12 protein-coding genes are annotated in these 13,023 nt (G+C 65.3%); 8 read left to right on the forward strand and 4 right to left on the reverse strand.

The window, feature by feature from the left end; genetic code table 11:
* Positions 1 to 99: 99 nt before the first annotated feature.
* The 3 genes from LZ585_RS05260 to crtY are packed head-to-tail and all read right to left on the reverse strand — an operon-like array spanning position 100 to position 3,643.
* On the reverse strand, positions 100 to 1,017 hold the full coding sequence (locus LZ585_RS05260) for a phytoene/squalene synthase family protein (protein WP_234855370.1): 918 nt from the start codon (positions 1,015 to 1,017) through the stop codon (positions 100 to 102).
* Entirely contained in the window at positions 1,014 to 2,489 is a 1,476-nt protein-coding gene (locus LZ585_RS05265; RefSeq protein WP_234855371.1) for a phytoene desaturase, read from the reverse strand. Before LZ585_RS05265 ends, LZ585_RS05260 begins: the two co-directional genes overlap by 4 nt.
* Entirely contained in the window at positions 2,486 to 3,643 is a 1,158-nt protein-coding gene (gene crtY, locus LZ585_RS05270; protein WP_234855372.1) for a lycopene beta-cyclase CrtY, read from the reverse strand. Before crtY ends, LZ585_RS05265 begins: the two co-directional genes overlap by 4 nt.
* 114 nt (positions 3,644 to 3,757) lie before the next feature.
* Between crtY and LZ585_RS05275 the strand changes: the two genes are divergently transcribed.
* A complete protein-coding gene (locus LZ585_RS05275; protein WP_234855373.1) occupies positions 3,758 to 4,312 on the forward strand; it encodes a DUF2585 family protein in 555 nt (184 codons plus the stop codon).
* Here LZ585_RS05275 and LZ585_RS05280 read toward each other — a convergent pair.
* Positions 4,284 to 5,498: a glycosyltransferase gene (locus tag LZ585_RS05280; protein ID WP_234855374.1), complete on the reverse strand. Its 1,215-nt coding sequence runs from the start codon at positions 5,496 to 5,498 to the stop codon at positions 4,284 to 4,286. The genes LZ585_RS05275 and LZ585_RS05280 overlap by 29 nt on opposite strands.
* Positions 5,499 to 5,586: 88 nt before the next feature.
* Between LZ585_RS05280 and LZ585_RS05285 the strand changes: the two genes are divergently transcribed.
* The 7 genes from LZ585_RS05285 (at position 5,587) to LZ585_RS05315 (ending at position 12,987) form a co-directional block, all read left to right on the forward strand.
* Complete coding sequence (locus LZ585_RS05285) at positions 5,587 to 6,261, forward strand: HAD family hydrolase (RefSeq protein ID WP_234855375.1); 675 nt, start codon at positions 5,587 to 5,589, stop codon at positions 6,259 to 6,261.
* Positions 6,258 to 7,217, forward strand: a complete 960-nt coding sequence (locus LZ585_RS05290; RefSeq protein ID WP_234855376.1) for a sugar-binding transcriptional regulator — start codon at positions 6,258 to 6,260, stop codon at positions 7,215 to 7,217. Before LZ585_RS05285 ends, LZ585_RS05290 begins: the two co-directional genes overlap by 4 nt.
* Positions 7,218 to 7,362: 145 nt before the next feature.
* Positions 7,363 to 8,685, forward strand: a complete 1,323-nt coding sequence (locus tag LZ585_RS05295; RefSeq protein WP_234855377.1) for an ABC transporter substrate-binding protein — start codon at positions 7,363 to 7,365, stop codon at positions 8,683 to 8,685.
* Positions 8,686 to 8,783: 98 nt separating this feature from the next.
* Positions 8,784 to 9,653: a carbohydrate ABC transporter permease gene (locus tag LZ585_RS05300; protein ID WP_234855378.1), complete on the forward strand. Its 870-nt coding sequence runs from the start codon at positions 8,784 to 8,786 to the stop codon at positions 9,651 to 9,653.
* Positions 9,654 to 9,663: 10 nt separating this feature from the next.
* A complete protein-coding gene (locus LZ585_RS05305) occupies positions 9,664 to 10,488 on the forward strand; it encodes a carbohydrate ABC transporter permease (protein WP_234855379.1) in 825 nt (274 codons plus the stop codon).
* An 11-nt stretch (positions 10,489 to 10,499) separates the two neighbouring features.
* Entirely contained in the window at positions 10,500 to 11,501 is a 1,002-nt protein-coding gene (locus tag LZ585_RS05310; protein WP_234855380.1) for an ABC transporter ATP-binding protein, read from the forward strand.
* A gap of 13 nt (positions 11,502 to 11,514) precedes the next feature.
* The gene (locus LZ585_RS05315; protein ID WP_234855381.1) at positions 11,515 to 12,987 is read left to right on the forward strand and encodes a mannitol dehydrogenase family protein; all 1,473 of its coding nucleotides are present in this window, start codon (positions 11,515 to 11,517) and stop codon (positions 12,985 to 12,987) included.
* Positions 12,988 to 13,023: the final 36 nt, after the last annotated feature.

Consider the following 13,023-nt stretch of genomic DNA (forward strand, 5'->3'; position numbering starts at 1 on the left):
TCATGGCTATCGTCGCCACAATGGCAAGGCGGCTGCGTCGGTTTCGACTTCATCTGTGCCACGCTGGTCACGCAGACGGACCGCAGCAACACCACCCGGCTAAGGCCGAAGATAGAGACCGTCGCGGCTGACGATCCTGGCGCGGCGGCGCGGTGCCAGGATCGTCGATCCCACGGCGCGGGCAGCCAGGCGCAGCTTTTCGGCTTTTGTCGTGGAAAGCCGTCCATTCCAGGCATCCGGTCCCGTCGCGCGCAGCTTGACGCCGATCTGGCGATAGATGTTGCGCGCGGCCGTGATCGCAAGCGCCGGGCGGCGGGGCAGGGCATTGATGCCGATATCCGCGCTGCGATAATAGATTTCGGCGTCGTCCAGCAGGCGCAGGGCGATGCGGTGCAAGGCAGGACGTTGGCTCATGTCGTCGGGATGGATGGCCTCGATCCCTTCGGCCCGCAGCAGATCGCGCGGCAGATAGGTCCGCCCGATGCGCGCATCGTCGATCACGTCGCGGGCGATGTTGGTCAGTTGGAAGGCAAGGCCCAAGTCGCTGGCGCGGTCCAAGACCGCCTCGTCCCGGACGCCCATGATCCGGGCCATCATCACGCCCACGACGCCCGCTACGCGATAGCAGTATTCCAGCAGATCACCCATGGTGTGGTAGATGCGCCCCTCCACATCCATGGCGAAACCGTCCAGCAATTCCTCGACGTGCCTGTGCGGGATGCCCCGCGCCGCCACCACGCGCGCCAGCCCGGCATAAACCGGGGCGGCCGCATCGCCCCGCAAGGCGCGGTGCGTCAGGTCGCGCAGTTCGGCCAGCCGCGCGGCAGGGTCGCCCACGGCCCCCGTGGCAAAGCCCGCGTCCTGCCCGTCGATCACATCATCCGCGTGACGGCACCAGGCATAGAGCATCACGCAATCCTCGTGCATCCCCTGGGGCAGAAAGCGCGAGGCCATGGCGAAGCTTTTCGACCCGACGGCGATGGATTGCCGGGCCTGGTCCAGGGTCCCGTCGGTCATGCAGGTTCCCCGATCATCAGGGATGCGGTCGCCTCGGCCGATCCGACCACACCGGGGATGCCCGCGCCGGGATGGGTGCCTGCGCCCACGATATACAGGTTTTCCAGCCGTTCGTCGCGGTTGTGGGGGCGGAACCACGCGCTTTGGGTCAGGATCGGCTCGATGGAGAAGGCCGATCCCAGATGGGCGTTCAACTCGGTCTTGAAATCCAGCGGCGTGAAATGCCGCACCGTCATCAGGTCGCGCCGCAGGTTGGGGATATAGCGTTCTTCCAGGTAATCGAGGATCCGGTCGCGATAGGCTTCGGCCGCTTTGTCCCAGTCCATGTCAACCGTTCCCAAGTGCGGGACCGGCGCCAGCACGTAATAGGCGCTGCACCCTTCGGGTGCGAGATCGGGGTCCGTCACCGACGGCGCGTGCAGATACAGCGAAAAGTCTTCCGCCAGGTCCTTGCCCCCGAAGATCTGGCCGATCAGTTCGCGGTATCGCGGGCCGAACAGGACCATGTGGTGGCGCAGGTCTGGCCGCAGTCCGCGCAGGCCGAAATAGATCACGAACAGCGACATCGAATGGCGTTTCGCCGCCAGCTTGTCGCCCTTGGGGTCATTCAGCAGGTTGCGATAGGTGTGAACCACGTCGGCATTGCTGGCGATCATGTCGAACGGATGGCGCGCGCCCATGGCGTGGACGGCGGTGGCGCGGTTGCCTTCGGTCTCGATCCGGTCCACGGGGGCGTTCAGGTGGATCGTCCCGCCCAGCTCCTGGAACAGTTGCACCATGCCCGCGACCAGGGCACCGGTCCCGCCCTTGGCGAACCAGACGCCGCCCTGCCGTTCAAGCGCATGGATCAGCGCATAGATGGACGAGGTCGAGAACGGGTTTCCCCCCACCAGCAGCGTGTGAAAGCTGAAGGCCTGGCGCAGGTGTTCGTCCTTGATGCTGCGTGCCACCATCGAATGCACGGACCGCCAGGCTTGCAATCGCGCCAGTTGCGGGGCGGCCCGGATCATGTCGCTGAAATGCAGGAAGGGGACCGATCCCAGCTTTTCATACCCTTCGCGGTACACATCGCGCGAATAGGCGAGGAAGCGGCGATAGCCTTCGACATCGGGCGGGTTGATCGCGCGGATCTGGGCCTCGATCGCGTCCTGGTCGTCGGCATAATCGAAGACGGTCCCGTCTTCCCAGCAGAGGCGATAGAAGGGATCCACCGGCAGCAGGGTCACATGGCCGGCAATGTCGCGCCCCGACAGGCGCCACAGTTTCTTCAGGCATTCCGGGTCGGTGATGACTGTGGGGCCTGCGTCAAAGGTAAAGCCCGCGTCGTGATAAACATAGGCCCGTCCGCCCGGCTTGTCGCGTTTCTCGAAAACCGTTGTCGCAATGCCTGCGCTTTGCAGCCGGATCGCAAGCGCAAGGCCGCCCAGGCCCGCGCCAATGACGGCGGCGGTCTTGCCGTTGTCTTGTTTCATGCAGGGTTCACCTTGAAGGATTCGGGCAGGCAGCGCAGGGCGCGCCTGACGGGGACGGGCGGTCGGCCCGTCAGGATGCGGGCCTTGTCGGCCAGCGTGCTTTGGCCGGCATAGAACCGTTCGATCAACGGTTCAGGCAGCAGATAGAAACGGTCCATCACGCGGCGGCGTTCGTCTGGGGCTGCGGCCTCGAACAGCATCCGCGACAAAAGGCGGTAAAAGCCCTGCGCCTTGGCGTCGGCCAGCGAATCGCGGCGCAGGGCACGGGCCAGGGCTAGCGGACCTTGCCGCCAGTGCCGGGCGATCAGGTCGGCGCCGCGCACCGCATGGGGCAGGCTATAGCCCGTCAACGGGTGAAACCGCATCGCGCGCAGCCCGATGGTGGGAACGTCGCGCGGCACGCTGCGCCAGAAGGCATCTGCGTCAAAGCGCAGGGCGATGGGCAGGACGCCGATTTCCTCGCGGATCACCCCGGCAATCTGCCAGCCCTGGCTTGCGACGTAATCGGCAATGCCCGCGCGCTGATCGTCAGCCGACAGGGCCGCGCCGTCGGAATAATAGGTCGCCTCGACCAGCAGGCGGGTGTCGTCGAAGGGCAGCAGGTAAAAGAAACGGTAGCCGTCCATTTGCGGAACGGTCGCGTCCATGATGACGGGCCGGGTCAGACCATGGGGGGCGGTCAGGCGCAGTTCCTGACCCAGGAATTTCTGAGACCGTACCTGGATCGCGGGATGGGGTGCAAAGCCATGCGCGTCGATGGCCAGTTCCGCCCCGATGCGCGTCCCGTCCGCCAGTGTCACGCCCCCTGCATCGATGGACGCCACGCGGGCCGTCAGCCGGGTCACCCCCGGCACGTCCGCCAAGGCCGCCCCCAGGCTGTCCGCGTCTAGGCAGGCATAACCTGAGCGCAGCGTGCGGGTCCGGCCCGGAAAGCGGACATCCTGCCCGTCCCATGCCCGGCGGATCGCCGGGGCCAGCCAGGCGCGTTGGGCGGCGTCGATGTCGCCGGAATGAAACGACCAGGTATGCCCGGCCAGCGGATCCGCCCGCTGGTCGATCAGCAGGACGCGCGCCGCAGGGGCCAGCCGCAGCGCCGCAAGCGACGCCGCAAGGCCTCCGCCGGCAATCACGATCTGGGCTGTCTGTTCTGTCATAACCCCTGGATCTCGCGGTCCCTTGTCATGGCGGGCGTTGCCTTTACTGTGGCAACGATGACAGATGAAAACCGTTCCGCCCCGCCGCTTTCTTCCAAACGATCTGCCAGCCTGATGCTGGATGCAAGCGAATTGCCGCGCCGGCGCGGATGGGGGCGGCAGGCCATGGCTTTGATCGGGCTGGCGCTGGCCGCCAAGCTGGCGATGCTGACGATCCTGGACCGCCCGCTGGGTTGCGATTGCGGCCGGATATGGGGGATGCCGGACCAGGCGGGGCTGAATTCGCGGACCCTGCTGGATCCCTATAGCCTGTTGCACCTGGCCTTTGGCGCGGTGCTGTTCAAGCTGGTGCGGTGGAAGCGCCCGGACTGGCCCTTGTGGACCCTGCTGGCCGCCGTGATCGTCAGCAGCACCATCTGGGAAGTGGCCGAGAACCTGCCCCTGTCCATTGGTCTGTTCGGATACTCGTCCGGCGATCCGCTGGCCTATCACGGCGACAGCATCGTCAATTCCTTCAGCGACACGGCTGCCGCGACGTTGGGCGCAGTCCTGGCGCTGCCCCTGGCGGGATGGGTGGTGGCCGTGGGTGGCGCGGCGGTGGAACTGGGCCTGTCGCTGTGGATCGGCGACAGTTATCTGATCACGTTGTTGCGCGCCCTGGGGTTCTGAGCATCGCCTCTATCCGGTCGATGGCGCCTGGCGCCCCTTCCCAGCCTCCGGCTTGCGCCGCAAAGCCCCGCGCCCTGTCGCGATAACGGGCATCGGCCAGCAGGGTCCGCACGCTGTCCACGATTCGCGCCGTGCCGCGTTGCCAGGGCTGCAACCGCAGGCCCGCGCCGCACCGGGCGATGCGCGCCGCCACGCCCGGCTGGTCATGGGTCAGGGGCAGCGCCAGCATCGGCACGCCTGCCGCCAGGCATTCAAGCGCGGTGTTCAGGCCAGCATGGGTCACGCACAGGTCCGCGCGCGCCAGAACCGCCTGTTGCGGGACAAAGGCGCGCACCCAGTCGGCCGGGATCGCGCGGGCCTGATGGGCGGTCAGTGACCCTGCATGGGATACCAGCACCTGTGCGCCAGCTTGTTGGCAGGCCCGCGCAATCCGCGCCAGAAGGCCTGCGCGATGTCCCTGCAACGTCCCAAGCGAAGCATAGATAAAGGGCCGCCCAGAATCAGGAAGGATGTCGGCGGGAAAGTTCCCCGCTTCCTGGTCCCGCCGGAACGGGCCGACCTGGGCGATATGGCCGCCATTCGCGGGGCGGGGATAGTCGAATCCCGGCACCATCTGCGACACGGCCAGATCGGGCGACAGGCAATCCTGCAGGCGCTGCAGGTCGCCCAGGCCCCAGGCCCGCGCCCAGTGCCGGATCACGCGGGATTGCGGCGTCATCAGCAGGTCGGCCACGCGCTCGCCCCCCGCGTTGCGGCGCAGGCCCGCTGCCGTGGGATCATGGGGCCAACCCAGGAAAGGCAGGGGAATGCCCGGTTCGGGATCCATCGGCACCGCGCAGGCCACCGATACCAGCGGCACCCCAAGCGCGCGCGCCAGCAGGCCGGAAGCAGGCTCCATCTGGTCACCCAGGATCAGGTCCGGGGACAAGCCGCGCAGCACGGCCAGGCCATCGCGGCACAGCCGGTCGGTGCGGCGCGCGCCTGCCACGATCTCGGCCAGCAGGCGGCGGGGTTGGGCGCGCGCGGGTGGGCCGGGCAGGGCGACTTGCGCCGCGTCGTCATGCAGCGCCACGCCCGGTTCCGTCAGGAAGATCGCCTGGTGTCCCCGGCGGGTCAGTTCCCGTGCGAGTGCCTCGAAGGCGCGCAGGTGGCTGTGCAGGGGCGGGGTAATCAGAACGGCGCGCATGAAACCTCGGGTCGATGATCCATCGGTCTTGCCATAACCGCCGCCGGGTTGCACTTGTGCTTTTGCGCGGGCTGCCGGGGGATGAGGGATGGACATCAGGCTGATCATCTTCGATTGCGACGGCGTGATCGCCGATAGCGAGATTTTGTCGTCCGCCGTCTTGATCGACCAGTTGGGCGCCCTTGGCATCTCGGTGACGCCCGCCGATGTGCGCCGCGACTTCCTGGGGCGCAGCTTTCCGACCGTTGCCCAGACGATCCGCCAAAATCACGCCCGCCCCTTGCCCGACAGTTTCGAGGCCGATTACCGCGCCCGCCTGCTGGACCGCTTCACCGCTGAACTGGGACCGACCCCCGGTTTTCTGGCGATGCTGGACGGGCTGCGAATCCCCGCCTGCATTGCCACATCATCCAGCCCGCCGCGCGTTGCCCATACGCTGAACATCCTAGGGCTGGCCGATCGGTTCCAGGACCGGGTCTTTACCGCAAGCCAGGTCAGCCGTGGCAAGCCCGCGCCCGATCTGTTCCTTCTGGCGGCACGGCAGATGGGCTGCCCGCCCGAGGCGACCCTTGTGATCGAGGACAGCAGCCCGGGCATCGCGTCGGCGGTGGCCGCGGGAATGCGCGTCCTGCATTATGCGGGCGGGGCGCATCTGCGCGGGACTGATCCAATGGCCTTGCCGCAAGGCGTCGGGGCCTTTGACAACTGGGGCAGTTTTTCGCAACTGTTGAGAGAGATGCAGGACAAGGCGGCGACCCCGTGAACGCAGGACGATTCAGCCCGAATGCGGTGCGACTGGACGATGCGGCCCGCGCGGGGTGGCTGTATTACGTGGCGGGCAACACCCAGGACGAAATCGCCCGCAAGCTGGGTGTCAGCCGCCAATCGGCGCAACGGCTGGTGGCGATGGCCGTCAGCGAAAAGCTGATCAAGGTCCGCGTCGATCACCCCATCGCCCGCTGCATGGACTTGGCGGGCGCGCTGTCGGACCGGTTTGGCCTTTTGTCGGTCGAGGTCGTTCCCTCGGACCCCGAGGCACCGGGCCTGCTGACAGGCGTTGCCATCGCGGCGGCTGCGGAACTGGAACGGGTGCTGAAATCCCCGGACCGCCGCATCGTCAGCTTGGGAACGGGCCGGGCGCTGAAGGCCACCGTGGAACAGTTGCCGCGCTTGTCCTGTCCGCAGCACGTCGTCGTCTCGCGGTTGGGGAACATGATGCAGGACGGATCGGCCTCGCCCTATAACGCGACGATCAGCCTGGCGGAACGGGTCGGCGCGCCGCATTACCCCTATCCCTTGCCGGTGCTGGCCCGAAATCCTGCCGAACTGGCCGCCATGCGCAACCAGGAAGCCGTGCTGAACACGATCCGCCTGTGCGAACGGGCCGACCTGTCGCTGGTGGGCATCGGCCAGATGGACCGCAGCGCGCCCATGTTCCTGGACGGTTTCGCCTGTGCGGCCGAGATGGACGAACTGGTCGCCCTTGGCGCGGTGGGTGAAATCACAAGCTGGGTCTATGATCGGGACGGCCAGATCATCGACTGCGCCTTCAATGAACGCGTGGCCTCGGCGCTATTGCCGCGTGCCGCCGACCGACCGATGATTGCCGTTGCGACGGGCGAGGCAAAGGTGCCGGCAATCGAGGCCGCGCTGACTGGGCATCTGGTGAACGGACTGATCACCTCGGAAGCCACGGCCGAACGTCTGTTGGCCCTTTAAGACCTACCCGTTTTGTCGGCGTGAAATTTGCCGCTTTGGCGGAACGGCCAAGCATGGCAAACTTTGTTTATTGACAGACGGCAACAGCTTTGTGAGTATTTGCCCGTCGAAGTGGCAAATGCCCAAACGACAAGGGGAGGATAGCATGACAACGACTTGGCGCGCCCTGTTGGGTGCGACGGCGCTATGCGCCACCGCCGGTATCGCCGCTGCGCAGGACAATGTGACGCTGACCATCGCCACCGTGAACAATGGCGACATGATCCGGATGCAGGGCCTGACCGATGCATTCACCGCGGCCAATCCAAACATCCAGGTGCAATGGGTGACGCTTGAGGAAAACATCCTGCGGGAACGTGTCACCACCGACATCGCGACCCAGGGCGGCCAGTATGACGTCCTGACCATCGGCACCTACGAGGTTCCGATCTGGGCCAAGCAGGATTGGCTGGTGCCGCTGGAACTGGGTGACGCCTATGATGTCGACGACCTGGTCCCGGCCGTGCGCGACGCATTGTCGGTGGATGGCAAGCTGTACGCCGCGCCTTTCTATGCCGAATCCGCGATGGTGATGTATCGCACCGACCTGGCCGAGGCCGCGGGCGTTACCATCCCCGACGCTCCGACCTGGGCCGACATCCGCGACGCGGCGGCGAAGATGACCGACAAGTCCAAGGAACAATACGGCATCTGCCTGCGTGGCAAGCCGGGTTGGGGCGAGAACATTGGCTTCATCACCGCGATGGCCAACAGCTATGGCGCCCGCTGGTTCGACACCGACTGGAAGCCGCAGTTCGACAGCGAGGAATGGAAGGCCACGCTGACCGACTATCTGGCCATGATGAACGAATACGGCCCGCCCGGCGCGTCGTCGAACGGCTTCAACGAAAACCTGTCGCTGTTCCAGCAGGGAAAATGCGCCATCTGGATCGACGCCACCGTCGCTGCCAGCTTCGTGACTGATCCTGCGACGTCGACCGTGGCGGACAACGTGGGATTTGCGCAGTTCCCAAACCGCGAGGGCGTGGATAACCGCGGAAACTGGCTTTGGGCCTGGAGCCTGGCGATCCCGACATCCTCGGACGCAAAGGAGGCAGCCCAGACCTTCATCGCATGGGCCACGTCCAAGGAATACTCGGCACTGGTCGCTGAGCGCGAGGGCTGGCGCGCGGTGCCGCCGGGAACCCGGACCTCGCTTTACGAAAATGCCGACTATCAGGCCGAGGCACCCTTCGCGGCCATGACGATCAACTCGATCAACGCGGCCAACACGCAAAAGGCGTCGGTGCAGGACGTCCCCTATACCGGCGGACAGTTCGTGGCGATCCCGGAATTCCAGGGCATCGGCACGGCGGTGGGGCAGCAGTTCTCGGCAGCCCTGGCAGGGCAGATGTCGGCCGAGGATGCCCTTGCTGCGGCACAGTCCAACACCACCCGCGAAATGACGCGGGCGGGCTATATCAAGTAACGAGTTAACCGTTACCTGTCCGGCACCGCCCAGCCCTCCTCTGGGCGGTGCCCCCTCTGGGGTTTCTCGCGCATCCGCGCCGGTAAGGGAGTTTCGTCATGGCCACACGCCAGACCCAAGGGCTTGCCCGGCTGATGCGGGCACCGGCGATCATCCTGTTGTTTGTCTGGATGATCGTGCCTCTGTGCATGACGCTTTATTATTCGTTCCTGAACTACAACCTGCTCAGTCCCGGCACGACCAGTTGGGCTGGGTGGTTCAATTACCAGTATTTCTACACGGATCCGGCCTTTTTCGAGGCGATCTGGAACACGCTGGTTCTGGTCCTGGGCGTGCTGTTCATCACCGTAGTGGGCGGCACCTTTATCGCCATGCTGATCGACAAGCCGATCTGGGGGCAGGGGATCGTACGGATCCTGGTAATCAGCCCGTTCTTCGTGATGCCGCCCGTGGCCGCGCTGATCTGGAAGAACATGATCATGCACCCGTCCTATGGCGTCTTGGCGGATGTGGCACAGTTTTTCGGCGCAAGCCCGATCGACTGGTTCGCGCAATATCCGCTGTTCTCGATCATCCTGATCGTGGCCTGGCAATGGCTGCCCTTTGCCACGCTGATCCTGCTGACATCCCTGCAATCGCTGGACACCGAGCAGATGGAGGCGGCCGAGATGGACGGCGCGCCCGCATACAGCCGCTTCCTGTATCTGGTGCTGCCGCACATGGCCCGCGCAATCACCGTGGTGATCCTGATCCAGACGATCTTCCTGCTGGGCATCTATGCGGAAATCCTGGTGACGACCAACGGCGGACCAGGAACGGCGTCCACCAACCTGACCTTCCTGATCTATCGCGCCGCGCGGCTGAACTTCGACATCGGCGGCGCGGCGGCGGGGGGCATCATCGCCGTCATCCTGGCAAACATCATCGCCATCTTCCTGATGCGCGCCGTCGGCAAGAACCTGGACTGAAGGGGAACTCATGGCACGCGCAACATCCCGAAACGCCCGGATCGGCTGGACCATAGCGGCCTGGTTCGTGGCCCTGCTGATCTTCTTCCCGATCCTCTACACGATCATCACCAGCCTGAAGACGGAACAAGAGGCCATCGCCGGCTTCAACCTGATTCCGTCCTTTACGCTGGAAAGCTATCAGACGGTGCAAAGCCAGAACAATTACTGGCGGCCTTTCACCAACTCGGTCATCCTGGCGGTGGGATCGACGATCCTGGCGCTGATCGTGGCAATCCCGGCGGCCTGGGCGATGGCGTTCTCGCCCACGAAGCGGACCAAGGACATCCTGATGTGGATGCTGTCCACCAAGATGATGCCCGCCGTGGCCGTGCTGGTGCCGATCTATCTGATCTTCCTGAACACGGGACTGATGGATACCCGCATCGGGCTGACGGTTCTGCTGATGCTGATCAACCTGCCGATTGTGATCTGGATGCTGTACACCTATTTCCGCGAAATTCCGGGCGAGATCCTGGAGGCGGCGCGGATGGACGGGGCGACCCTGCGCGACGAGATCCTGTATGTGCTGACGCCGATGGCGATCCCCGGCATCGCCTCCACGCTGCTTCTGAACATCATCCTGGCCTGGAACGAGGCGTTCTGGACGATCCAGCTGACCACCACGAACGCCGCGCCCCTGTCCGCCTTCATCGCCAGCTTTTCCAGCCCGCAGGGGCTGTTCTGGGCGAAACTCTCGGCGGCGTCCGTCATGGCGATCGCGCCGATCCTGGTCCTGGGCTGGTTCAGCCAGAAACAACTGGTCCGCGGCCTGACCTTTGGCGCCGTGAAATAAGGGGAACATTCATGGGACAGATAACCCTGCAAGGCGTGGCCAAGCGGTTCGGAGAGGTCGAGGTGATCCCGCCCCTTGACCTGACCATCGAGGACGGCGAGTTCGTGGTCTTCGTCGGCCCATCCGGCTGCGGCAAGTCCACCCTCTTGCGCCTGATCGCGGGATTGGAGGACGTGAGCGGCGGGCGCATCGTGATCGACGGGGCGGATGCCACCGACGCATCCCCCGCCAAGCGCGGGCTGGCGATGGTGTTCCAGTCCTATGCGCTTTATCCGCATATGTCGGTGCGCAAGAACATCGCCTTTCCGATGAAGATGGCGGGGATGCCCAAGGCCGAACAGGAACGCCGGATCGAGGCTGCGGCCAAGGCGCTGAACCTGACCAACTACCTTGACGGCCGTCCCGGCCAGCTGTCGGGCGGGCAGCGCCAGCGCGTGGCCATCGGGCGGGCCATCGTGCGCGAACCGGCGGCCTTCCTGTTCGACGAGCCGCTGTCGAACCTGGACGCCGCGCTGCGCGTGGGGATGCGGCTCGAAATCAGCGAGCTGCACAACCGCCTGAAGACCACGATGATCTATGTCACCCATGACCAGGTCGAGGCGATGACCATGGCCGACAAGATCGTGGTCCTGCAAGCGGGCCGGATCGAGCAGGTCGGAACGCCGCTGGATCTGTATCACAGCCCCTGCAACGTCTTCGTGGCGGGCTTTATCGGCAGTCCCCGGATGAACCTGTTTTCCGGCGCCGTGGCTGCCGAATACGGTGCCACCACCATCGGCATCCGTCCCGAACATCTTCTCATCTCGGACCAGGGCGGCAAGTGGAAGGGCCGGGTTGGGGTCAGCGAACACCTGGGTTCCGACAGCTTCTTCTATGTCGAGCACACCGGCCTTGCCGAAACCGTCACCGTCCGGTCAAGCGGCGATATCGCCCTGCACCACGGCGATGATGTCTGGCTGACGCCGGACGAGGACAGGATTCACCGCTTTGGCCCGACAGGGGACCGTCTGTAGGAAAGGTTCGGCCATGGCCGTGACATTGAACGCATCCACCCTTGCCGACCTGCCCGATGCGGTCGGCCGCCCCGGATACGACCGCGCCGCGCTGCGTCCCGGCATTGTCCATGTCGGCGTCGGCAATTTCCACCGCGCCCACATGGCCTGCTATCTGGACCAGCTGTTCGAGATGGGCGAGGGCCAGGACTGGGCGCTGATCGGCGCGGGCGTCCGCCCCGGCGATGCCGCAATGCGCGACAGACTGGCCGCGCAGGACTGGCTGACCACGGTTGTCGAACTGGACCCGAACGGGCTGAACGCACGCGTGATCGGGTCGATGGTCGATTTCGTGCCGGTCGATCCCCAGGCGGTGATCGCCGCCATGGCCGATCCCGCCATCCGCATCGTGTCCCTGACCATCACCGAGGGCGGATATTACGTCGATGCCAAGACCGATGGCTTCGACGCGGCCCATCCCGATATCGCCCATGACGCGGCCCATCCCGATGCGCCGAAAACGGTGTTCGGCATGATCCTGGCCGCGCTGCGGCGCAGGCGCGATGCGGGGGCCGAGCCCTTTACCGTCATGTCCTGCGACAACCTGCCGGAAAACGGCCATGTCTGCGCGCGCACCGTGACCGAACTGGCGCAACTGTCCGACCCCGCGCTGGCCGACTGGATCCGGCGCAAGGTGGCATTCCCCAATTCCATGGTCGATTGCATCACCCCCGCCACGTCCGACCGGGAACGCGCGCTTGTCAGCGACCGCTTTGGCATCTCTGACGCCGTGCCCGTGGTGTGCGAGCCATTCCGCCAATGGGTGCTGGAGGATCATTTCCCCCAAGGCCGTCCGCCGCTGGAAAAGGTCGGTGCCGAATTTGTCGGCGATGTCAGCCAGCACGAATTGATGAAACTGCGGATTCTCAACGGCGGCCATGCGGCCATCGCCTATCCCTCCGCGCTGCTGGGCCACCACTTCGTCCATGACGCCATGGCCGATCCGCAGATCTCCGCATGGCTGCGAGCCTTGGAGGAACGGGAAATCATCCCGACCCTGCAGCCGATCCCCGGCGTCAGCTATGACGATTACCTGGACCTGATCGTCAGCCGCTTTGCCAATCCCGAGGTCGGCGACACCATCCCGCGCCTGTGCCTGGACGGGTCGAACCGGCAGCCGAAATTCATCCTGCCGACACTGGCCGATGCGCTGAAGAACGACGGCGACATCGACGGCTTGGCGCAAGAGGTGGCCTTCTGGTGCCGGTATTGCGAACGCACGGACGAGGCCGGAAACGAGATCGCGCCGAATGACGACAATAGCGACGCCTTGCGCGAATACGCGATCGCCGCGCGCCACGATCCGCTGGCATTTCTGGCGAATGAAACGGTGTTCGGACCGCTTGCCGCAAATCCGCGCTTTCAGGACGCCTTTGCCCGCAAGCTGAAGCTTGTGCAAACCCAGGGCGTCCGTGCGGCAATCGACGCCTACCTGTCGGGCGCGTGACAGGAACCGGCCCTGCGAAGGGCCGGCTCCCCGGCA

This window comes from Paracoccus everestensis, assembly GCF_021491915.1.
GTDB lineage: Bacteria > Pseudomonadota > Alphaproteobacteria > Rhodobacterales > Rhodobacteraceae > Paracoccus > Paracoccus everestensis.

What these genes read in the sequence shown, in the direction of transcription:
- LZ585_RS05285 (WP_234855375.1), top strand. Translation starts at nt 5,587, where the DNA reads ATGGACATCAGGCTGATCATCTTCGATTGCGACGGCGTGATCGCCGAT.
- LZ585_RS05300 (WP_234855378.1), top strand. Translation starts at nt 8,784, where the DNA reads ATGGCCACACGCCAGACCCAAGGGCTTGCCCGGCTGATGCGGGCACCG.
- LZ585_RS05265 (WP_234855371.1), bottom strand. Translation starts at nt 2,489, where the DNA reads ATGAAACAAGACAACGGCAAGACCGCCGCCGTCATTGGCGCGGGCCTG.
- crtY (WP_234855372.1), bottom strand. Translation starts at nt 3,643, where the DNA reads ATGACAGAACAGACAGCCCAGATCGTGATTGCCGGCGGAGGCCTTGCG.
- LZ585_RS05275 (WP_234855373.1), top strand. Translation starts at nt 3,758, where the DNA reads ATGCTGGATGCAAGCGAATTGCCGCGCCGGCGCGGATGGGGGCGGCAG.
- LZ585_RS05295 (WP_234855377.1), top strand. Translation starts at nt 7,363, where the DNA reads ATGACAACGACTTGGCGCGCCCTGTTGGGTGCGACGGCGCTATGCGCC.
- LZ585_RS05280 (WP_234855374.1), bottom strand. Translation starts at nt 5,498, where the DNA reads ATGCGCGCCGTTCTGATTACCCCGCCCCTGCACAGCCACCTGCGCGCC.
- LZ585_RS05260 (WP_234855370.1), bottom strand. Translation starts at nt 1,017, where the DNA reads ATGACCGACGGGACCCTGGACCAGGCCCGGCAATCCATCGCCGTCGGG.
- LZ585_RS05315 (WP_234855381.1), top strand. Translation starts at nt 11,515, where the DNA reads ATGGCCGTGACATTGAACGCATCCACCCTTGCCGACCTGCCCGATGCG.
- LZ585_RS05310 (WP_234855380.1), top strand. Translation starts at nt 10,500, where the DNA reads ATGGGACAGATAACCCTGCAAGGCGTGGCCAAGCGGTTCGGAGAGGTC.
- LZ585_RS05305 (WP_234855379.1), top strand. Translation starts at nt 9,664, where the DNA reads ATGGCACGCGCAACATCCCGAAACGCCCGGATCGGCTGGACCATAGCG.